The organism is Pseudomonas sp. Z1-12, assembly GCF_051132015.1.
Classification (GTDB): Bacteria; Pseudomonadota; Gammaproteobacteria; order Pseudomonadales; family Pseudomonadaceae; genus Aquipseudomonas; species Aquipseudomonas zanjanensis.
On sequence record NZ_CP071647.1, the window covers coordinates 3,186,100 to 3,207,222 of the forward strand.

14 protein-coding genes are annotated in these 21,123 nt (G+C 66.1%); 2 read left to right on the plus strand and 12 right to left on the minus strand.

Annotation, left to right across the window (positions count from 1 at the left end; translation table 11 throughout):
• The first annotated feature begins 29 nt into the window (after nt 1-29).
• Together J3P85_RS13445 and J3P85_RS13450 are read left to right on the plus strand one after the other, a co-directional pair.
• Nucleotides 30-1,376 carry an NTP/NDP exchange transporter gene (locus tag J3P85_RS13445; protein ID WP_434706172.1) on the plus strand — a complete coding sequence of 449 codons (1,347 nt, stop codon included), beginning with the start codon at nt 30-32 and terminating at the stop codon, nt 1,374-1,376.
• Between the two features lie 106 nt (nt 1,377-1,482).
• Nucleotides 1,483-2,175 carry a type 1 glutamine amidotransferase domain-containing protein gene (locus tag J3P85_RS13450; RefSeq protein ID WP_434706173.1) on the plus strand — a complete coding sequence of 231 codons (693 nt, stop codon included), beginning with the start codon at nt 1,483-1,485 and terminating at the stop codon, nt 2,173-2,175.
• Between the two features lie 268 nt (nt 2,176-2,443).
• Here the strand turns inward: J3P85_RS13450 and J3P85_RS13455 are convergent, their stop codons facing one another.
• The 12 genes from J3P85_RS13455 to J3P85_RS13510 are packed head-to-tail and all read right to left on the minus strand — an operon-like array spanning nt 2,444 to nt 21,100.
• Nucleotides 2,444-3,805 (minus strand): isochorismate synthase, encoded by a 1,362-nt coding sequence (locus J3P85_RS13455; protein WP_434706174.1) that lies wholly within the window; start codon nt 3,803-3,805, stop codon nt 2,444-2,446.
• Nucleotides 3,802-4,110, minus strand: a complete 309-nt coding sequence (locus J3P85_RS13460) for an isochorismate lyase (protein ID WP_411384686.1) — start codon at nt 4,108-4,110, stop codon at nt 3,802-3,804. Before J3P85_RS13460 ends, J3P85_RS13455 begins: the two co-directional genes overlap by 4 nt.
• A complete protein-coding gene (locus tag J3P85_RS13465; protein WP_434706175.1) occupies nt 4,107-4,865 on the minus strand; it encodes a thioesterase II family protein in 759 nt (252 codons plus the stop codon). The genes J3P85_RS13460 and J3P85_RS13465 overlap by 4 nt, the downstream gene beginning before the upstream one ends.
• Nucleotides 4,862-6,460: a (2,3-dihydroxybenzoyl)adenylate synthase gene (locus J3P85_RS13470; protein ID WP_434706176.1), complete on the minus strand. Its 1,599-nt coding sequence runs from the start codon at nt 6,458-6,460 to the stop codon at nt 4,862-4,864. The genes J3P85_RS13465 and J3P85_RS13470 overlap by 4 nt, the downstream gene beginning before the upstream one ends.
• Entirely contained in the window at nt 6,453-7,172 is a 720-nt protein-coding gene (locus J3P85_RS13475; RefSeq protein WP_434706177.1) for a VOC family protein, read from the minus strand. The genes J3P85_RS13470 and J3P85_RS13475 overlap by 8 nt, the downstream gene beginning before the upstream one ends.
• Nucleotides 7,169-8,314: a Gfo/Idh/MocA family oxidoreductase gene (locus J3P85_RS13480; RefSeq protein WP_434706178.1), complete on the minus strand. Its 1,146-nt coding sequence runs from the start codon at nt 8,312-8,314 to the stop codon at nt 7,169-7,171. Before J3P85_RS13480 ends, J3P85_RS13475 begins: the two co-directional genes overlap by 4 nt.
• Nucleotides 8,311-10,023, minus strand: coding sequence for a class I SAM-dependent methyltransferase (locus J3P85_RS13485; protein ID WP_434706179.1), 1,713 nt, complete (start codon nt 10,021-10,023; stop codon nt 8,311-8,313). Before J3P85_RS13485 ends, J3P85_RS13480 begins: the two co-directional genes overlap by 4 nt.
• Nucleotides 10,023-11,054, minus strand: a complete 1,032-nt coding sequence (locus J3P85_RS13490) for a class I SAM-dependent methyltransferase (protein WP_434706180.1) — start codon at nt 11,052-11,054, stop codon at nt 10,023-10,025. The genes J3P85_RS13485 and J3P85_RS13490 overlap by 1 nt, the downstream gene beginning before the upstream one ends.
• Nucleotides 11,051-12,154 (minus strand): saccharopine dehydrogenase NADP-binding domain-containing protein, encoded by a 1,104-nt coding sequence (locus J3P85_RS13495; protein ID WP_434706181.1) that lies wholly within the window; start codon nt 12,152-12,154, stop codon nt 11,051-11,053. The genes J3P85_RS13490 and J3P85_RS13495 overlap by 4 nt, the downstream gene beginning before the upstream one ends.
• Nucleotides 12,148-13,893, minus strand: coding sequence for an ABC transporter ATP-binding protein (locus tag J3P85_RS13500; RefSeq protein WP_434706182.1), 1,746 nt, complete (start codon nt 13,891-13,893; stop codon nt 12,148-12,150). Before J3P85_RS13500 ends, J3P85_RS13495 begins: the two co-directional genes overlap by 7 nt.
• Nucleotides 13,890-15,629, minus strand: a complete 1,740-nt coding sequence (locus J3P85_RS13505; RefSeq protein ID WP_434706183.1) for an ABC transporter ATP-binding protein — start codon at nt 15,627-15,629, stop codon at nt 13,890-13,892. The genes J3P85_RS13500 and J3P85_RS13505 overlap by 4 nt, the downstream gene beginning before the upstream one ends.
• Entirely contained in the window at nt 15,626-21,100 is a 5,475-nt protein-coding gene (locus tag J3P85_RS13510; RefSeq protein WP_434706184.1) for an amino acid adenylation domain-containing protein, read from the minus strand. Before J3P85_RS13510 ends, J3P85_RS13505 begins: the two co-directional genes overlap by 4 nt.
• Nucleotides 21,101-21,123 lie beyond the last annotated feature (23 nt).

Consider the following 21,123-nt stretch of genomic DNA (forward strand, 5'->3'; position numbering starts at 1 on the left):
TTTCTTATTGCCGTCTCCCTGGAGTCCCTATGAGTGCGCCTTCCTATTTGCACCGGCTGAGTCTCGCCCTCAACGCCCGCGACGGTGAGTTGCGTCCGGCGCTGTGCGGGTTCCTGCTGTTCCTTTGCCTCTTCACCGGATACTTCATGCTGCGCCCGATCCGTGAATCGATGGGCATCGCGGCGGGAGTGGAGAACTTGCAATGGCTGTTTACCGCGACCTTCCTGGTCATGCTGGTGGCCGTGCCGTTGTTCGCCTGGCTCAGCTCCCGAGTACCGCGCCTGCGCCTGATCGACTGGGTCTATGGCTTCTTCGGCTTGAACCTGCTGATGTTCGTCGAGCTGTTCCAGTTCCAGCCGGACAGTGTCTGGCTGGCCCGGGTCTTTTACGTCTGGATCTCGGTCTATAACTTGTTCGTCGTCTCCGTGGCCTGGAGCCTGATGGCGGATGTATTCGACAGCGAGCAGGCCAAGCGTCTGTTTGCCTTCATCGCCGCAGGCGCCAGCGTCGGCGGCCTGTTGGGGCCGGCCCTGAGCGCGTTGCTCATCGGTCCGCTCGGCGCTTCGGGGTTGATGTTTCTGGCGGCCTTGTTGCTCGGCGTCACGCTGGTGTTGAAACGGGCGTTGATGGCATGGCGCGAAAAGGGCGGGGCTGGCCGTGTTGGCGCCGCGCCGACGCAAAATCCCCGGCAGCCCTTGCAGGGCAACCCGTTCAGCGGTTTGACGGCCGTGCTCGGGTCGCCTTACCTGTTGGGCATTGCCGGGTTTGTCGTGTTGTTGGCGACGGTCAGCACTTTTCTCTATTTCGAGCAGGCGCGCCTGGTGGCCGAGCATTATCCGGATCGCGAAGCGCAAGTGCGCATCTTCGGCACCATCGACATCGTCGTGCAGGCCGGGGCGTTGCTGTCCCAGCTGTTCATCACCGGCCGTATCGCACCGAAACTGGGGGTGCGCGCCTTGCTGGCCATCGTGCCGCTGCTGATGTGCATCGGCTTCCTGGGCCTGGCGTTGGCGCCGGGGTTCGCGCTGCTGGTGGCGCTGATGATCGTGCGGCGGATCGGCGAGTACGCGTTCGTCCGACCGGGCCGGGAAATGCTGTTCGCGCCACTGGATGCCGAGAGTAAATACAAGGCCAAGAACTTTATCGACACCGTGGTCTATCGCGCGGGTGACGCCATGAGCGGCTGGATCAAGAGTCTGCTTGACCTGCTGGGGCAAGGCGCCGGCCCGGTGGCTGTGGTGGGCGCGGGTTGCGCGTTGCTGTGGGGCTACTTGGGTTGGCAACTGGGACGACAGGCCGATTATGCCGCTTCCAGGGAACAGCGCTTGGCGGCGATCTCGGCCAGGGAGCTAAACACCTCGACTGTCGCGTCGTAACTTCATGGTGCGGGCCATGCTCACTTGAACGTCTGGCAAACCGCAGCCTCTGACATTAATGCGGGGCGAGCACGGTTCGCCCATCCATGCACGGAGGAGAGGTTCAATGAAGATTCTAATGGTGCTTACATCCCACGATCAGTTGGGTGACACCGGCAAGAAAACCGGTTTCTGGCTGGAGGAGTTTGCCGCGCCTTATTACGTGTTCGCCGACGCCGAGGCGACGATCACGCTGGCCTCTCCAAAGGGTGGGCAACCACCGCTGGACCCCAAGAGCGACGAAGAGGGCGCCCAGACCGCTGCGACCCGTCGCTTCGCCTCCGATACCAGGGCCCAAGCGGCGTTGGCCGACACCGTCCCGCTGGGCGAGGTCGACCCCTATGACTTCGATGCCGTGTTTTATCCCGGAGGCCATGGGCCGCTGTGGGATCTTGCCGAGGACACCGATTCCAAGACGCTCATCGAGGCGTTTTATGCGGCGAACAAACCCATCGCGGCCGTCTGCCACGCGCCAGGTGTGTTCAAGAACGTCAACGCCCCAGACGGCGAACCCGTGGTCAAGGGTAAGAAAGTGACTGGATTCACCAACTCCGAGGAGGAGGCGGTGGGGCTGACTCATGTGGTTCCGTTCCTGGTGGAGGACATGCTCAAGGCCAAGGGCGGCGAGTACTCCAAAAGTGCGGATTGGGGGAGTTATGTGGTTGAGGACGGGCACCTGATCACGGGGCAGAATCCCGCCTCATCGGAAGCTGCGGCCAAGGCATTGCTCAAGCGACTGAAGCAGGAACACGCGGATTGAATCATCTTTACGGAGCGGCCTATTAACGGGGGCAGGGACAAAGGGGCCTTGAAGGTAACGCTGTTCACTTAAGGCAATCGACAAACCCGTGGCCGGAGATTGCTCCCGCTGGGCCTGTAGGAGCTGTCGAGCGAAGCGAGGCTGCGATCTTTCCCCCGACACTTGAGTCTCAAGCGAAAGATCAAAATCAAAAGATCGCAGGCTTTGCCAGCTCCTACGGAACCCAGCGGGAGCAATCTCTGGCCACAGGTCCATCATTGGCTCGCCGTTAGCGTGGAGCGAGGTGCAAGGCCTGCTCCATGCTCGCCAGTTTGATTTGGGTTTCCTCGTACTCATCGGCCGGTCGAGACCCCTGGACAATCCCGCAACCTGCGAACAAGTGGCAATGCAAAGGTGTCATCAGTGCCGAACGCAGGGCCACCAGGAAATCGCCGTTGCCCCGGGCGTCCAGCCAACCCACGGGCGCGGCGTACCAGCCCCGGTCGAAGCCCTCGTGCCGGCGAATGAAGCCCATGGCCGTCGCCGCTGGCAAACCTCCAACCGCTGGGGTGGGGTGCAAGGCCTGGATGCCGTCCAGCAAACTACCCCCCTCTACAAGCCGGGCGCTGATCGGGCTGCTCAGATGCTGCACCGTGGCCAGTTTCAGCAGTTCGGGTCGGGTGGCTGCTTGCAGGTCGGTGACGATGCCACTCAAGCCTTGCAGGATGGTCTGCACCACCAATTGATGTTCATGCAGTTCCTTGGAATCTGCCAACAAGCCTGCGCCCACTTGCTGGTCTTCCGCGGGCGTTGGGGCGCGCCGTGCGCTACCGGCGAGGGCGTGGGTGCTCAGGTGGCCTTCCTGGCAACTGAGCAACCGCTCCGGGGTGGCGCCCATGAAACAGCTGCCTGCGCGGTGCAAGGCGAACAGATGGGAGGAGTTGCGCCGCTCGTGCAGCCGGCGCATGACGGCGCCGCTATCGAGGGCGGCGTCCAGCTGATATTCGATATGGCGGGCGAGCACCACTTTGCTCAGCTCGCCGCTGTCGATGGCCTGCAAGGCGTTGGCGACCTTGGCTTGCCACTGGGGCGCGGGCAATGCGGTGCGTTCGATCACCTCCGGGTGCGATGCGGGCGAGCGTGGCGACGCGAAAAGCTGTTGGTGCGCCGCCAGGCTGGCGCGCGCCAATGCGGCCGGATCGCTGCCGGGTTCCACCACGCATTGGCAACGCAGCCAGCGGCCGTCGCCGTCCTCGCTGAGCAGCCATTGGGCCAGGTGAAAGCTGGCATCGGCGAACGGCACCCAATGCGGCGCGCAAGGTTGCTGCGTGTCGAAACGCATGCCGCCCAGCAGCAGCGGTGGATGGGGGCCGTCGATCACCGCGTCGGCACACAGCGCGAACCATTGGCGGTTCACCTCGGCCAATCGCTGGGGGCCCGTGGCTTCGATCTGCCAGGCGCAGCCCAGACCGAACAGAGCCAGCCCCGGTGAATGAGCACACCAGAAAAAGCCCTGCTGGAGCGCTTCGTACAGCGCCAAGGGATCAAGGTTCGGTGCAGGGCGCGAACTCACAGCGACAACGGGCCGCTGATGTTTCCGCGCGAGCTGGTGCGCAGCTTCGAACACACTCAGTAAGGCGGCTTCGTTCATACGGCCGCGCTCTTTTTTTGCAGCCAGAACGCCGTTTGTTCCGCGATGTACCAATGGATGACCTGATTGAACAGGCCCTCGACGAATTCACCGTCCAGCCCGGCCTCCTGCGCCCACTGCCGGCGCTGCGGCAACATCGCCGCGACGCGGTCTGGTGCGGCGATACTGGCCTGGTCGGGCTTGAACGACGAGGCCGCCTTGACGTACTGCATGCGCAGCCCCAGGGCATCGATGATCTGCCGGTCGAGGGTGTCGATGGCGTGGCGAATGTCCGGCAGGCCGGTGCAGTGTTCCGGGGTTTTCATACCGAGTCTCCTTGAAGGTAGGCCGTGCGTTGCAGCAAGTGATGGATCACGGGGCGCGGCTGTTGCTTGAGGTAAAAATGATCGCCGTCGAACTGGCGGATATCCGGGGTGTGTTCGCTCAGGTCCGCCCAGGCCCGGGCCTGGTCAAGGCTGACATCGGTGTCGGCCCGGGCCAGAAGCACGTCGATGGGCGCCGCCAAACGGTCAAGCCGCGCCGGTTGCCAGGTTTCGATGGCCTGGTAATCGCTGCGCAGGGTCGGCAGGAACAACCCGCGCAGTTGCGGGTTGCCCCACAGGCTCGTGGCCTCGGCGTCCTGGCGCAGGATGTCGGCGATCAGTGCGGCATCGTCCTGGCGGTGCAGGTCACTGGCTGGTTGCCGGTGCGGTGGCGGGTGGGCCGAGACAAACACATGCTCGGCACCGACGCCTGCCGCCTCCAACTGCACACCGACGGCGTAGGCCAGCGCCGCGCCCATGCTGTGGCCAAACAGCCACAGCGGGCGGAAGGGCAGACTCAACAGGGCCTGGCTGATGTGTTCAGCCAGGCGGGCCAGGCAGGCAATACGCGTCTCGTTGAACCGTTCTTCTCGTCCGGGATATTGCACGGCCAGCAAGTCGATATCCCCTGGCAGGTGCGTCAGCCACGGACGGAAGAAACTCGCGCTGCCTCCGGCGTGGGGCAGGCACACCAGGCGGGCCCGGGGTTGGTCGCCCTGACGCAGCACGCGCAACCACGGGGACATTTCGCTGCTCATAACGCCTGCACCTGTTCCGCCAGGGCTTTGCGGTTGACCTTGCCCAGGCGCGTCAGCGGGAATTCGCGCAGCACCTGCAAGCGGTCCGGCAGTTTGTAGGCGGCCAGTCCACGCTCCCGCAGCCAGGCGTTGATCGTGCCCAGTTCGACCTGTTCGCCATGGGCCAGCACACAGGCGCAACTGCGCTCGCCCAGCAGCTCATCGGCCAAGGCCACCAGGGCGACATCGCGAATCAACGGATGGCCCAGCAGCAGATTCTCGATTTCCTCCACGGGAATTTTCTCGCCGCCGCGATTGATCACATCCTTGGTCCGCCCCTCGACGATCAAATGGCCCTCGGGCAAACGCCGCACCAGATCGCCGCTGCGGTAGAAACCGTCGGCGGTGAAGGCGCGCAGATTCTGTTCGGCGGCGTTGTAGTAACCGCGAATGGTGTAGGGGCCGCGCACCAGCAATTCGCCCACGGCGCCTGGGGCGACTGGCACGTCATCGGCGTCGACGATGCGGATCTCATCGTCGGCGGTGAGCGGCAGGCCCTGGGTTTCGAAGATGCGTGCTTGTGGGTCATCCAGCGGCGTGAAGCACAGCAACCCTTCGGCCATGCCGTAGACCTGTTGCAGGCCACAGCCCAGGGCCGGGCCGATACGCGCGGCGATCTCGGCCTTGAGCCGGGCACCACCGACCTGTAACCCTTGCAGGCTGCTCAGGTCGTGGTCGGACCATTGCGCCATCTCCAGCCACAGCAGGACCAGCGGCGGGATCAACGCGGTGTGGGTGATGCGTTCGCCTTCGATCAGTTCGAAGGTGGTGTCCGGGCTGGGCTCCGGCGCCAGCACGAGGGTGGCGCCGACACTGAACACCCCGAACGCGCCGGGTGAGGCCAAGGGGAAGTTATGGGCCACGGGCAACGCCGCCAGGTAGCGGGTGTGGCTGTCGAAGCCGCAGGCCCGGGCCGCCAGGCGTGCATTGCAGGCGTAGTCGTCGTGGGTGCGGGGGATCAGCTTGGGCAGGCCGGTGGTGCCACCGGACAGCAGCAGCACAGCGACTTCCCGTGAGTCTGGCGCCGGCAACGGACGAGGTTCAGCAACGCAGTCGCCCAGGGCGACGAACGCCTCGGCCGCCCCGACCACAAAGACCTGTCGCAGGCTCGGCGCTTGTTTACACAGGGCCCGTGCCAGCGGTCGATAGTCGAAGCCCAGGTGTCGATCGACAATCACATAGGCCACGGCCTGGCTCAGTTGGGCCAAGTGGACCAGTTCATGTTCGCGATGGGCCGGCAGGGCGAACACCGGAATCACGCCCAGGCGCAACAGGGCGAACGTCAGGCTGAAAAATTCAGCGATGTTGGGCAGTTGCACCAGTACCCGTTGGCCAGCGCGCAAGCCCCGGTCGGCGAGCCCGGCGGCCAAGCGGTCGGCCTGCAGATCGAGCTCGGCGTAACGCCAACGCCGATGGCCGTCCACCAGCGCCTCTTTGTGCGGCGTGCGCAGCGCCTGCTCGCGCAACAGCTGGCCCAGCGGCACGCCTTGCCAATAACCGTGTTCGCGATAGCGGCGGACGAAGTCGTCGGGCCAGTCGGTGCATCCATCAAGCATGGCAATCTCCTTGAACGGTCGGGCAACCTAGCAAACGGGCGCCGTGCAGAATCAGCGGGTGCGCCAGGCCGGCGATTCGCACCGCCTGTACGCCGGTGTATTCGGCCGCCTGGATACGCAGCAACGGGTCGTCGCCGGTCAGCAAGCTGAGGGCGGTGTGGTCGGCGGGATGGACGCCCATGTGGATCGCCGCCAGGCCCGTCGCGCCGTTGGGGTGAATCATTTGGGGCGGGTGCTGGGCCGGCTCATAGGGCGTGACCAGGAAGGGCAGGCGGTCGTGGCGTGGATAGACGAAACGAAATCGGGTCTGGCGGCCATCCACACAGGTACGCCGCCAGTTCACCGTGCGCCCCATGGCCACGCCGCAGCCCGCCAGGCCCTTGAGGCGCGGCGCCAGGGCCGGGGTATCGCACAGCAGCGCCAGGTCGCAGAACCCTTCGCCCTGGGCGGCCCAGCGCAACATCCGCCGTCCGGCGCCACGGCCGGCCAGGCAGTCGATGGGCCACTTGAACAGCCAGGCGTGACGCGGTGTGGTGAGCAACTCGATGATCGGCCCCTGGCTGAACCAGATGTGCGCGTGTTGCGCGCGAGCCTCGGCAGTGGCGTAGGTGACTTCGAAACCGGCGGCGCGAAAGTTCGCCACGGCCTGGTGCAAGTCGCGCACCCACAGCAACACGTGGCTGCAATTGGACAAAGGTTGGGCAGTGTTCAAAATGGCAGCGCTCCGAGCAGTTGGGCGGTGTCGTCACCGCAAGGGGGTTGCACGGCGCCGGCCAGCGCCTGGAGTTCGGCCAGGGGCAGCGCGCGGGGCACGGGTGGCTCAATCAGGGTGGGCATGCCGATCAGGTTGTTCATTTCGCGCCAGGCCATGGACACCTCGGTGGCCCAGACGCCGCTGTGCAGGCGCCGCGAAGGTTCGTCGATGTCGCGGCATAACGCGTCCAGGGCGACGCTGACCGCGTCGGGCCAGACCTGGTTGAACACCTGCCGGTAGCTCAGGGGCACCTGCGGATCGAGAAGCACCATCGTTGGCCCGGCCAGCCGTTCGCTGCCGGGGCCGGCCATGATCAGCCGGTCAGTGCTGTCCCTTGGCGCATGCAGGCGCGGGTTCCACAGCACCGGGCCGTGGGTGTCGCCCAGGCTCAATACCCCGGCTTCGCAGCCGACTTCGAGGCGATGCAGCAGGAACGAGTGGTTGTCCGGGTCCTTGGGGTGCACCTGGTTCTGTATTCGTAAGCTGATGGGGACACCGTTGAAACGGGCTTCGAGCCGGGTGAAGGGATGCTCCCCGAGCGTCGGGGCCGGGGCCGCGAACGACCAGGGCCGTAGGCTACCGGCCAGGCGCCCGAGAATATCCAGCAGCGGGTAGGCGACCTGGCTGTTGCAGGCGGCTTCGATGTACGCCAGCCCCTGTTGATCGCGCAGGTAAGCGGCCACGGCGAGAAAGCGCCGGATCGCCAGGATATTCGGGTACAGCGTGTTCACTGCATAGGCGGCCTGGCCCTGGCGCGCGGCCTGCATGCACGCGGCGATTTCGCGGTGGTGCACCGGGTGTTCCTGCAAGACGTGGATGCCGCGGCGCAGAAATTGTTGGGCCAAGTCACCGCCAGCGCCCCCGGTTGCCCCGGAGCGCACCACCACGCAGGCGATATCGACCTCATCCGGCACCTGTTCCACGGTCTCGTACAGCGCCACCCCGTAATGCTCGGCGCAAGCTTTCGAGTAGGCGTTGCCGCGGGACAGGATGCCTACCAGTTGGTAGCGATCGTGGGCGCGGGCCAGGGCTTGCAGGTAGATGCGGCCGAACGCGGTGCCGGCCACGATCACGCGTTTGCGCGCAGGGGCGCTGTTCATGGGCAAGTCTCCGGGAGGCGAGCCCACTGGGCCAGCGTAGGGTCGTCGGGCAATTGGTCGAGTAGTTCAAGATCCAGGACGGGCTCTTCAAGGTGCGCGGCCAGTGCCGCGCGGCTCAGGCGATGGTTGGGGACCTGGGCGACGAAGACGCGATGGCCCAGGCGCGCCAATGGGTGTCCGGCGGCGGGCAGGCTGCGGTTGCCCTGGAATCCGCTCCTGGCCAGCGCGGTTTGCCACTGGGTGAGGTTCAGGAAGGTGGTGCTGCTGAGCTGACGTTCATCGTCGGCCTGGTTGAGCATGAAGGCCTGGGAGGCCATCACCCAGAATTCCTCTTGCGTGGGTTCGCTGAACACCAGCCAGCCGCCTGGCTTGAGCAGGACGAGCAGGTTCGCCAGGGAGCGCTCGGTATCGCGAGCGGCATTGAGCACGCCACCGGCGATGATCAGGTCCCAATCCTGGCTGCGGTAACCCTGGGCCAGGGCAGGGCGGTCGATGTCGAACACGCCGTGGCGAACCCACGGCCAGTCTTGCAGGCGCTCGGCGGCCTGCTCGCTGAAATAGCGCGACACGTCGGTGCACAGGTAGTCCACCGCAGCGTCGGCCAAGGCCGGCAACACCGCCTGGGTGGTCGACCCGGTGCCGGCACCGACTTCGAGCACGCGCAACGGCACAGCGGCGCTCTGGCGTGCGGCCCAGGCCCCGACCCAGTGGGCTACGGCGCGATGCTGGTACTGGGCCGCCAGGCTTTCGCGGTACAACGCTGCCGCACGTTCGGTGCGCCCCTCGGGAAACAACAGGTGCACCGCCGCGCAGTCGCCGCGCATCAGCGCCGGTAATTGACGGGCGTTGTCCCGCGCATAGTCGAGGGTGCCACTGCCGCCGGTGTTGCGCGCCCAGTCCAGGGTCAGTTGCGTCCAGATGCCTTCGAGGGTTTCGTCGCTCCAGGCGCTGGTGTCGAGAGTCGGGTGCAGGCGGGTGCCTTGGCGGCGCAATAGCCCTTGCCCCTGCAACACGTCGAGCCAGCGCGCGATCAACGGCCGATGACCCGGCGCGATGCCCCCATGGGCCAGCCCCTGGGCGACATCGTTCAACGGGGCGGGCAACAGACCACAATGGTCCAGGCCGTTGAGCATCGACAGCAACGCGGCGTGGCCCAGCCGATCATTGAGCCGTACCGCTTCGACGAGTTGCTCGCTGGAAAACTGCAGGTCGAGGGCCGCTTCGGTCGCATCGAGGTGATCCTCGACCCAGGTGGCCTCGCAAGGGTGAGGCACGGCGAACAAGGTCTGGCCGTGCAGCGCGACACTACTCACGTCGGGATGCCCAAGGGCCCGCTCGCGCCAACGTTGATGTTTGAACTTGACGCTGGCCAGGTCGCGCCATTCGCCGAGGGCATCCGTAAACCCCTGGACGCCGCAATTGAGCTGTGCCGCCGCCCGCTCGGCCAGCTGCCAGTCGCCCGGTTGCGCCGTGATGAACAGCACCTGTTCCAGGTAGCTCAGGTCGGTCAATGGCAACGCGGGGAAGTCCAGCAGCCGTTCCAGCTGTTCGGCGTTCATGACCGCCACGGCGGGGCGTTGGCGTTCGATCACCGCCAACAGGCGTGCCGGGGAGCGCTGATGTATGCCCAGGTCCGTCAGGGCCGGTAAATGCCAGGGAAATGCGCCGGCGGGTAGCTCGATCAGCAGGATGTCAACGTGCAGCGTCATCATGAAACTCCTACGGCGTGAAACAAACGTTGCCCGGCGGCCGCCAGCGGGTCGGTGGCCGCGGGCCAAACTTCGAGTAATTGGAAACCCTGGGCCTGCAAGGCCTGGCGCCATGCATCAGGCGGGATGAACACTTCATCGGCACTGCGCAACGGCGCACCGGCAGGCGGCGACAGCAGCAGGTGCATGAAGGTCAGCATCGCCGGGTTGTCCGCGATGGACTCACTGAACAACAAGCGCCCGCCGTCCCGCAGGCAGGCGCGTATCTGCCCGAGGCTGCGGGGCAAGTCGCGAGCGTTGTGCAGGACGTTGCCAGCGACCACCAGGTCCTGGCTGCGGGCCTCGATGCCTTGCTCGGCGAAGTCCCGGTCCAGGTCGAGCAAACCGACGTGCATCCCCGGTTCCAGGCGAAACTCACGCTGGGCCGCCCCGGTGAAAAGCGAACTGATGTCGGTAAAGCGATAGTCCTTTTCCCGCGCTTGCAACGCTGCCAGCACGGCGCGGGTAGTACAGGCAGCACCACCGCCCAACTCCAGCACCCGCAGTACATCGCCGAGGGCATGGACTTCGCTTGCCCGTGCGGCGAGGGCTTGATTGATCGCTGCGGTGAAGTGGTTGCGCTGGTAGGCGCCCAGCACCGCGACGGGGTCACCCGATTGCACCAGCAACGGTGCCAAGGCGAGTTGGTCGCGCAACAGGTCGGGCAGGCACTCGATGACCTGGCGGTGCAGGGGCGCCATGCTGGCCGGGAAGCCCAGTTCGGCGTACAGCCCGGGCAAGTTTTCGACCGCGGCCGGGGATGGCGTGCCTTGCCAGGCGAGGCGTCCGGCGTCTTCGCGCAGCGCACCGGCGCGGGTCAGCGCCGCCAGCCAGCGCCGCACGATCCAGGCATGGCGGGGCGCCGTGCCCAAGGCCTGGTTGATCTGCCCGGCGCTGTGCCAGGCCTGCACCGGCAAAGCCTGGGTGTGCAGCAACACCTGGGCCATCACCCCCAGGCTCACGTGTTCGAGTTCATTCAGGGCGCTGTTCATAGGCAACCTTCTTCAACGGTGTGCAGATGATCGAGCGGGCCGGGCAGCAGGTTCAGGGCACGGATCGCCGAGGTGCGTTGCAGGCGTTCAAGGCTGGCGGCGGGTAGCAACACCTGGGCGGCGTAATGGCAGCCGGTGTTGATCTCACCGTTCGCCACGCTGACCACCGTGGCGGCGGCCATTGCTCCAGTCAGCGCCGCGTTGCCTGCGCCGCTGAGCACCAGGCTGCGGGTGCGTGCCTGGCCGTTCCACACCCCGTCGAGTTGCAGCAGCAACGTGACGAAAGGGGCCTGGCCGCTGAGGTCCAGCCGGCTGGCCTCGCACAACCGCTGCACCGCATCGGCGCGCGGCAGGCTGTGGGCCAGGTCCAGCGCCTTGAGCACATGTCCGTCGGTGATCACGTTGAACCAATGGCCGACGTCCAGGCGCAGGTCCATGGCCAGGCACTCGCCTTCCCGATTCAAATAGGGCAGCAAGTGAACCTGGCCGGGGAAACACGGCAGCAGCACATCCCGGCTGCGGCGCAGCGCCCGACTGCAACGTCCGTTGCGCCAGGCCGCCAGGGGTTCACTGGTGCCGTCCACCGCCCCTTGCAGGAAGTCGTCGGCGGCCACGGCGGTGAATTGGTCACGCAGGCCGAAATAGCTGGTCAGTCCCTGGACTTCAGAGAAAGCCTGCTGGGCCAGCCAACGGGGCAGCAAGCCGGTAAGCCCTGGTTGCAGGCCGGCTCCGAGGACGGCGCAACGGTTGTGCCACTGGCTCGGCTCAAGTGTCACCTCGCCGGCGGCATCCACGTAGTGCGCATCGGTTTGCAACGCCGCCCGGGCGGCCCGATCTTCCAGTCGCCAGGAAGGCCCAGCGCAGTTGAGCAGCACGCCGCAGCCATGGGCGAACCCGGCCAGGGCAGCGGCATCATCGAAGTCCACCGCGGTCCAGTGCAGGCGCGCGTCGGGCCATTGCTGCTGGAGCGATGCCAGGCAGCGGGCACCGTTGCGGACATCACGCCCGCCCAGGCGCAGTTCGTTCACGCCCAAGCTCAACAGCGCCCGAGCGCTGGCCAGACCGACATCGCCACTGGCGCCCAGCACCCCGATCAGCATGGTTGGGCCTGCGCATTCAGGCGCCAGCCGCCGGCACGCTGGCGATCGCGCCAGAACCCGGCGTAACGGCCGTCGAGGGCCAGCAGTTGCGAGTGAGTGCCTGCTTCCACCAACCGGCCTTGGTCCAGCACCAGAATCTGCTCGGCGGCCATGATGGTCGGCAGGCGATGGGCGATGACCAATACGGTCGAGCTTTGCTTCAGGCTACGAATCGCCGCTTGTACAAAGGCTTCGTTCTGGGGATCGAGGGCGGCAGTGGCTTCATCCAGCAGCACGATCGGCGCGCGCTTGAGCAAGGCCCTGGCCAGGGACACCCGTTGGCGTTCGCCGCCGGACAATGACGCGCCGCCTTCTCCCACCGGGGTGTGCCAGCCCTGGGGCAGGCGCGCGACGATTTCATCGACGCCGGCCAGTCGCGCCGCTTCAGCCACCTGCTGCGCAGTGGCGTCCGGCCTGCCGACACGGATGTTGGCTTCGAGACTGTCGTCGAACAGGTAGACGTCCTGCATTACCAGCGACAATTGCGCCATCAAGGCTTCGTTGGACAGTTCGCGCACATCGACGCCGCCGACCTTGACGCTGCCCTCTGTCGCATCGAAAAACCGCATGAGCAGGCGCGTGACGGTGGTCTTGCCCGAGCCCGAGGCGCCGACAATCGCCGTCATCGAATGGGCCGGTGCAGTGAAGCTCAGGTCGCGCAGCACCGTCGGGCCGCTGGCGTAGGCGAAGCTGACGTGTTCGAAGGCAAAGCTGCCGGGGGCGGTCAACGGCTGACTGACAGCGGGTTGCGGCAATGGCGACTCGCGCAGGATGCCGACCAGTTGCTCCAGGTCATTACCGGCCATGCGCAGCAGGCCGCTGCGCGCCGCCGCCTCGGCCAGTGGCCCGACAAAACGGGCCGCCAGGGCCAGCAACGCGACCAGTTGGATGGCGTCAATATCACCGCGGACGGCCAGGGCGACGCCCACACCCACCAGCAGCGCAAAGGCCAATTGCACGGTAAGGCCGCCGGCCAGCAGTTTGGGAAAGGTCTGGGCCAACATCGAACCACCGGCCTGTTTCTGCGCCAGGTTGGCTGCCTGCAAGGGCGCGTAGCCGTCCTGGGTCCGGCCAAAGGCGCGCAGCACTTGCTGGTAGCGGGCGAACTCGACCACGCGGTTACCTGCCAAGGTCGCGGCGGCTTCGACCCGGGCGTCGTTATTGCCGATGGCGGCAGCGGACCAGTGGTGGGTGAAGTAGATCAGCGGCGCGCACAGCACGGCGGTCAGGCCCAGGCGCCAGTCGAAGATGAACAAGGTCAGCGCGACCGTGGCCGGCACCACCACTCCGGACACCACCGGCCCCAGGTAATGGGCGAACAGGCCGGTGACCATCAGCGTGCCGCTGGTGGCACTGCGTGACAAGCGGCCGATTTTTTCCGAATTGAACCAGCCCAGGGGCAGGCTGGTCAGGTGTTGGCCGAGGCGATCATGCAGGGTGGTCAGCACCACCAGCGCCAGGGCAAAGCCCTTCATCGCTTGCTGGTAATGGGCGATGCAGGTCAGCACGGCCATCGCCGCCAGGCCGGCCAGCCAAGCCAGCGCCGTGGCTGGATCACCGGCAAACAGCGCGTGCAGGATCGGCACCAGGAAAGCCACGGCCAGGCCTTGCAGCACGGCGCTGGTCACCAGCCACGCGAGGTATCGGTAAAGGCGGGCGGCATGGGCCGGCCCCAGTAACGTGACAAGACTGCGGATCACAGGGACATCTCCAACTCGGGGACGGAGTGCTTGGCGCCGGCGCGCCACAGCTGGGCATAGGCGCCGTTGGCTTGGAGCAGGGATTCATGGCGACCGCTTTCAAGCACGCGGCCCTGATCGAGGACGACGATCTGGTCCACGCCGCTGATGCTGGCCAGGCGGTGGGCGATCACCAGCACCGTACGGCCCCGGGCCAGGGCCGACAGGGCGTCCTGGATCAACGCTTCGGATTCGGGGTCGGCGTGGGAAGTGGCCTCGTCGAGGATCAGCACCGGCGTGTCGGCCAGCAGCGTGCGGGCGATGGACAGGCGTTGCGCTTCACCGCCAGAGAAAATCGCATCCTCGCCGATCACCGACTGATAGCCACGGGGCAGGGCCTCGATGCGCAGGTGAATCTGCGCCGAGCGGGCCGCCATCTCCACCTCCGCGTCGCTGGCCTCGGGGCGGCCCAGGCGCAGGTTGTCGGCCACCGTCCCGTGCACCAGTTGCGCGTCCTGCAAGACGAAACCGACCTGCCGATACAACTGGCGCGGATCGATGTCCCGCACATCGACACCGCCCACCCGCACGCAGCCAGCCTTGACGTCGTGAAAGCGCGGCACCAGTTTGGCCAGGGTCGACTTGCCCGCACCGGACGCGCCGACCAGGGCGGTCACGCTGCCAGCCGGACAGTGCAGGTCGACACCGTTGAGGATCGGGTGCTCGGGGTCGTAGCCGAACTGCACGTGTTCAAAGGTGATGTCATTGCCCTGGGGCTGCTTGCCGACTTTCGGCGCGGGCAGTTCTTCGACCTTGAGCAGTACTTCGATGCGGTCGGCGGCCGCCAGGGCGGTGCGTTGGGCGGTCAGGCTTTGATTGATCACCAACAGCGACTGCGGAATCACCACCGCCACCAAGGTCTCGGCGAACAATTGCAGCGGCGTGATCCAGCCTTTGGCCAACAACAAGCTGCCCACCCCCAGGCTCACCAGCAGAATCACCGGGACGCTCAAGGCCATCGAGGAAAACGCCTCCAGGCGCAGCAGCGGCTTGACCCAACCGGCGTATTGCTCGCTGAACTGGTTGACCGCCTGCTGATAGCTGCGATGGGCCTGGCCCACCTGGCCGAACGCCTTGACCACGGCAATGCCGTGGACAAACTCGACGATGGCGGCGCTGACCCGGCTCATGCTCTTGTCCAGCAACTGCATTTTCGCGCCGAAGCCGCGCATCATCAGGGCGTAGGCCAGCGCATACACCGGCAAGGTCAGTACCGCCAGCAGCGCCAGGCGCCAGTTCAGCGTGACCAGCCACACCAGCCCCGCCACGGGCGTGACGATGGCCGCGGTAAGTTCCACCGCGTGATGGGCGACCAGGTGATGCAGGTCTTCCAGATCGTCCTGCACCACTTTGCGCACCGCGCCCGAGGTGGTGTCGGTGTACCAACCCAGGGGCACGCGCCCCAGCTTGCGCACCATGGCTTCGCGCAGGCTGGCTTGCAGGCGGTGGTCCGCCAGGTGGGTCAACCACAGGGCCACGCCGTTGGCCACCCAGCCCAGGCTCAAGGCGATCACCACCAGCGCCGCCCAGCGCCACAAGGCTTGAGCGTCGAAGCCACCGGCCAGCAGCAACCGGCCCAGCTCGGTCAGGCCGATGAAGGGCACCAGGTTGACCAGTGCGCCGACCGCGGCAAACGCTACGCCTAAGTGAATCAGGCGGTTGACCGGACGTTTCAGGGTATCCAGGGCGGTGGTCATGAGTTTTTCCGTAGGGCGTCCAGCAGGTGCGCGGTGACGGTGTGGACGTGAGGCGGTTCGATCACGCTGAAGTGATTGCCGGGCACATCGATCAAGTCGAATCGTCCCAGGCACGCGTCTTCCCAGAACGGTGCCGCCAAGTGGCCAACGCCGCCGGTGATGCCGAACGATTGCTGCTCCAGGCAGCGCAGGTAGGTCATGTTGCCGAGGAACGGCGGCGGGTCGAACCGTGCCGCGCGCATGCTGTGGCGGCAGACGCGGAACAAGGTCGGCACCAGCTCCGGGCCGATGGGCACCCCGGCCTGGCCCGACGCCAGGCGCGCATATTCGGCCAGGCGTTGTTCCTGGCTGCGCGCCGATTGTTGTCGCACCGCCAGCGCCAGGGCTTCAAGGCCCGGGTCGCCGCTCAAGGCGGCCATGGCCCCGGTGGGCACGCGGCGATTGTCACGGGCCATCAGCAGATCGATGGCGCGGTACACGTCATAGTCTTCGATGTGCGGGCCGAACACGGTTTTCACCGGATCCAGGTTCAGGTTGGGCACGAAGATCGCCTCGTAGGCCAGCTCCTCGTCGGTGTCGATGAACATCGGAATGCTGTCGATCAGGCTCAGGTCCACCACGTCCATGCCCCGTTCGAGCAAGCGCCGGGCGACCTCGGTGGCGAGCAGCCCGCCCAGGCAATAACCGATCAGCTGGAAGCGCTGGTGACCATCAGCGATCAAGCGTTCTGCGTAATCCTGGGCCACGCTTTCGATCAGGCGCTTGGGCTCCAGGGCCAGGTAGCGCTCGGTGTCGGCCACGGCAAAGCCGATCACCGGGCCGGCCTGTTGCTCGGCCAGGGCGCGCCCCAAGTGCTGGAAGTAATCCAAGGTGCCGAGGGCGGCGTGGAACATCACCCGCACCGGGCCGACCTCGCCACCGCCGAATGGCACCACCAACGCATTGCTGTTTGACGAGCGCTGAGCTTCGCCGCCCGCCGCCGTGGGCGCTGGCGCGGCTTCGCCGTGGTTGAGCAGGCGCGCCAGGGCGGTGACATTCGGCTCGTTGAGCATCTGCCGCAGCAGCGTGTCGTAACTCAAGGCCTGGGCCTGGGGCAGTTGTTCACGCAGTTGACCGGCGACACGGGCGAGGATCAGCGAGTCGGCGCCTTTTTCGTAGAAGCTGTCGTCGACGCCAATTTGCGTCAATCCCAAGGCCTCGGCCCACAGCCGGCACAGCTCGGCGGTGAGGGGATCGGTCGGCGTCGCCTGGCCCACGGACACGTGGGCATCAACGGCGGGGCGCAAGCCGGCCAGGGTCTTGCGGTCGACCTTGCCATTGGCGGTCAACGGCAAGCGGTCGAGCACTTGCAGGTGCGCCGGCAGCATGTATTCAGGCAAGCGCTGGGCCAAGGCGCGGCGCAGGCTGTCGACGTCCAGACGCTGGAACCCAGCCTTGAAACGGGCGGCGAACACCTGCATGCCGAGGGCCGCCAGCGGGTGATCGGCCTGGGGCAGGGCGGGCAGGCATTCACCGCCCAACGCCTGGATCCGCGCCTGCCAGGTCTGTGCGTCGCGCAAACCGCTACGGCCCAGGTCGTGGTCGTCGTTGACCGGGGACATCATGAAGCCCTGGGTCAACAGGATCGGCGGCCATTCGCCGGTGGGTTCGCTGAACACCAACCAGCCGCCGGGGCTGAGCAGCTCGGTGATTTGGCCGAGGGCTTTGTCGATGTCCTTGACGCTGTTGAGCATGCCGGCACACAACACGACATCGACGCTGTTGCTGGCCAGCCCTTGGGGCCGGATGTCCTGGTCGATGTCCAGCACGCCGTAGCGCACCCAGGCGTGCTCGGCAAACCGTTGCTTGGCCGCCGGCAAGAAAAAAGCGGTCATGTCGGTGAACAGGTAATCGACGTCCAGGCCATCGAGCAGCCCGATCACTGGCGCGCTGGTGGCCCCGGTGCCGGCGCCGATTTCCAGGATGCGTAGCGGCCCGTCGCCGTCATGGTGGGTGGCGAGGCGGTTGATCAGCGCTGCGATGCTGTGATTGTTGTAGCGCGAGACGGCGTCCCCGCCGTACAGCTGCAATGCCAGGTCCTGTTGGCCTTGGGGAAACAAAAGGTCGAACGGGTTGACCTCGCCCTTGAGCAACGGCGGCAATTGCCAGACGTGGTTGAGCTGATAATCGAACAGCGCCTGGCTGCACAGCCCCGAGGCGACGGCCTGTTCCACCCGGCCCCAGGCCAGCGCCGGCTCGGGTGCCGGTTGCGCCAGGCGATAACGCGATTGTTCGAGTTGCAGCAGGCCCGCCTCGCACAGCGCGCCCAACCAGCGGCGCACCAGCCAGTGATGGCGCGGCTGTGCCTGCAACGCGTGGAGAATGGCCGGGGCATCGGGTTCGGCCAACTCGCCGCTGAACAACCCGGCCTTGAGCATCACCTCCAGCATCGAGCTCAGCGCCGCGGCACTCAGGTCTGCCTGGTAATCGCCAACCTGTTGGGCGTCAAAGGCGCCGACCTGGTTGTCGGCATAACGATTGATCGTCGTGAGCAAGGACGCGTCCGGCAACGGTGTTGGCGATGTCCGCGCGGCAATGACAAAGGCCAGCAGGCTGCGCTCTCCGGTGGCTTCGCCGGTGACCAGGCTGATTGCGTTGTCCACGCCGGGGATGGCGAGCAATGCGGCGTCGATTTCGCCCAGTTCAACGCGATGCCCACGGATTTTCACCTGGCCGTCTTCACGGCCGAGGAACTCCAGTTCGCCGCCGGGCAGGTAGCGACCCCGATCGCCGGTGCGATACAGGCGCTGGCCGTCCACGGGATGGGCGAAGAACCGCGCGTCGCTCAGTGCCTGGTCGCCAAGGTAACCGTTGGCCAGGCCGACACCTGTGATGTACAGGTCGCCGGGCACCCAGGTCGGGGCGTCGCGCCATTGGCTGTCGAGCACGCGAAAGCCCTGGTTGGCCAAGGGCAGGCCATAGGGAATGCTGCGCCACGTCGGGTCAATCTCGTCGATCGGGTGCAGGTTGGACCAGATCGAGGCTTCGGTCGCGCCACCGAGACCCACCAGGGCCAGGCCAGGCAAGAGTTGTTGGAGTTGCGGCGGCAGGTTCAGCGGGATCCAGTCACCGGACAACAACGCCAGGCGCAGGCTGTCCAGTGGCCGGGGCTCGGCATGCAGGTAGTGGGCGAGCATGTGCAGTTGCGCAGGCACCGAGTTCCACAGCGTCACCTGATGCCGCTGCACCAGTTCGGCCCAGTGCGAAGGGTCGGCGCCGCGTGCCGGGTCGGGCAGCACCAGCGCGCCGCCCACGGCGAGGGGGCCGAAAAGGTCGTACACCGACAGGTCGAAACTCAACTGTGCCAACCCCAGCACGCGATCCTTGGCGTCGACGTGAAAACGCCGGTTGATGTCTTGCACGGTATTGAGGGCGGCGCGATGGCTGATCATCACGCCTTTGGGGTCACCCGTGGAGCCTGAGGTGAAGATCACGTAGGCGAGGTCATCGGGGTTGCTGTCGACCGCTTGGAAGTCGGCCGCCGCCGGCGCCAGTCGATCCACCGCATGCCAGTGCAACCCGTCCGGCAGCGGCGTATCGGGCAGGCTCTGGGACTGGCCAAGTACATGACGCACCTGGGCGCTGCGCAGTACGCGGTCGCGGCGGGCGGCCGGAGCATTGCTATCGAGTGGCAGGTAGGCGGCACCGGCAAGTAATACACCGTAGGCCGCCACGACCTGGTCGAGGCCTTTGGGCATGAGGATTGCCACCGGTTCCTGGGCGCCGCAACCGGCCTGGCACAGGGTGGCAGCGACGGCCAAGGCGCGCTCGACGAGTGCGGCATAGGTCAGGCTGCCGTTGGCATCGATCACCGCCAGCGCTTGCGGATGTGCCTTGGCCATGACCAGCAGACCGTCGTGCAAGCGACCGGTGGGCAGCGGCGCGGCGGTGGCATTCGCCGCCAGGCGCTCACGCTGTTGCCAGGCCGGCAGCGGTACCTGCATGGGTTGTTCCCAGGCGACCGGTTCCATGGCCAATCGCTGCAACTGCGCCAGGAACGCCTGCTGCATGTCGTTGACCAAACCGTCGGGGAACACGCCTTGGCGAACGTCCCAATGGATGTGCAAACCGTGGCGGTCATCCATCACCTGGCAGTCGAGGGTGACTTGCGGGGTCTGGGTAATGCCGTGGCCCACCCGGCGCTGGCTGGCCGCCAGGGGTTCGATCGCCAGGCCGATGGCGCTGGTGAACACCACCGGCATGGCCGCGGCTTCACGGCCACGCCGACGGCCGATTTCACGCATCACTTCAATGCCGGAAAACAGCCGGTGCTCCAGGTCGGCAAACAATTGGCCGCCCAGTTGCCGGGCCTGCCGGGTGAAGTCCTGGCCTTGCGGATCGTTGACCTGGAGCAGGCTCACGGAGGTGAAGTCCCCCACCAGCCGATCCACTTGCGGGTGCAGTGGCAAGCGGTTGAGCAGCGTCAGGTTGAGGCTGAAGGCAGGGCGCTGGCTCCAGCGTTGCAAGGTTCCGACGTAGGCGGCGAGGACCGCAATGGAAGGGGTCAGGCCGCGTTCGTTGGCGGCTTTTTTCAGGGCGTTCCATTGCTGATGATCGAGCTGGGCCGAATGCCGCTGGAAGCGCGGCGGTGCCGTGTCTTCACCGCTCAGGGGCGCCGGCAGTTGCGGCGCGGCGGGTAACTCGTCGACGCGCCCCAGCCAATACTCACGGTCGCGTTGGTGGCGGCTGCCTTCGAGCAAGCCACGCTCCGCCAGCAGGTAGTCGCGGAAGGTGATGTCCAGGGGCGGCAGGGAGGCCTGGGGATCGTCCAGCAACTGTTCCAACTCGTTGAACAGCAACTGTGCGCTGGCCCAGTCGGCAATCAGCGAATCCATGGAGAAATGCAGGGTGTCGCCGCTGTCGCTGCGGCTCATGCGCAATTCGAACAGCGGCCATCGATCGGTGGGGTAGAGCTTCTGTTCCATGGCCTGGCGGATCTGTTGCACGCCGTGCCGGTGTTGTTCAGCCGTGACGCCGCGCAAGTCCGCGACGGCCAGCGAGTAGTGGGCAACGTTGGCCAGGACGCATTGGGAACCCTCACTGGCGATCACCGCGCGCAGCATGTCGTGACGCTCGATCAGACGGTTCCACGCCTGTTCCACCTGCTGCGGATCGAGCCGCGGCCAACTCAGTTCCAGATAGCCGTGACAGGCGACGTTGCCGTAGCCAAAGGATGATTGGCGGCCCAGGAGGTAAGCGTTCTGCACGTCGGTGAGCGGGAAGGGCGCGTGGTGGTTCGCCGGGTCAGCCTGTACCAGTGGCCGTTCCTGTGTTTCGAGCAGGTGCAGGATCTGTTCTTTGTGCTCACGCAGTTGTGCCAGGCGCTCGGCATTGAGCAGGCCTTGGGGTGCGCGGAATTTCAATTGTCCGTCCTGGGGCCAGAGTTCGACGCCCAGGGACTTGAGTTCACTTAGCAGTTTGGCGGCGGGCATGGGTACAGCTCCTGGAGAAAAGA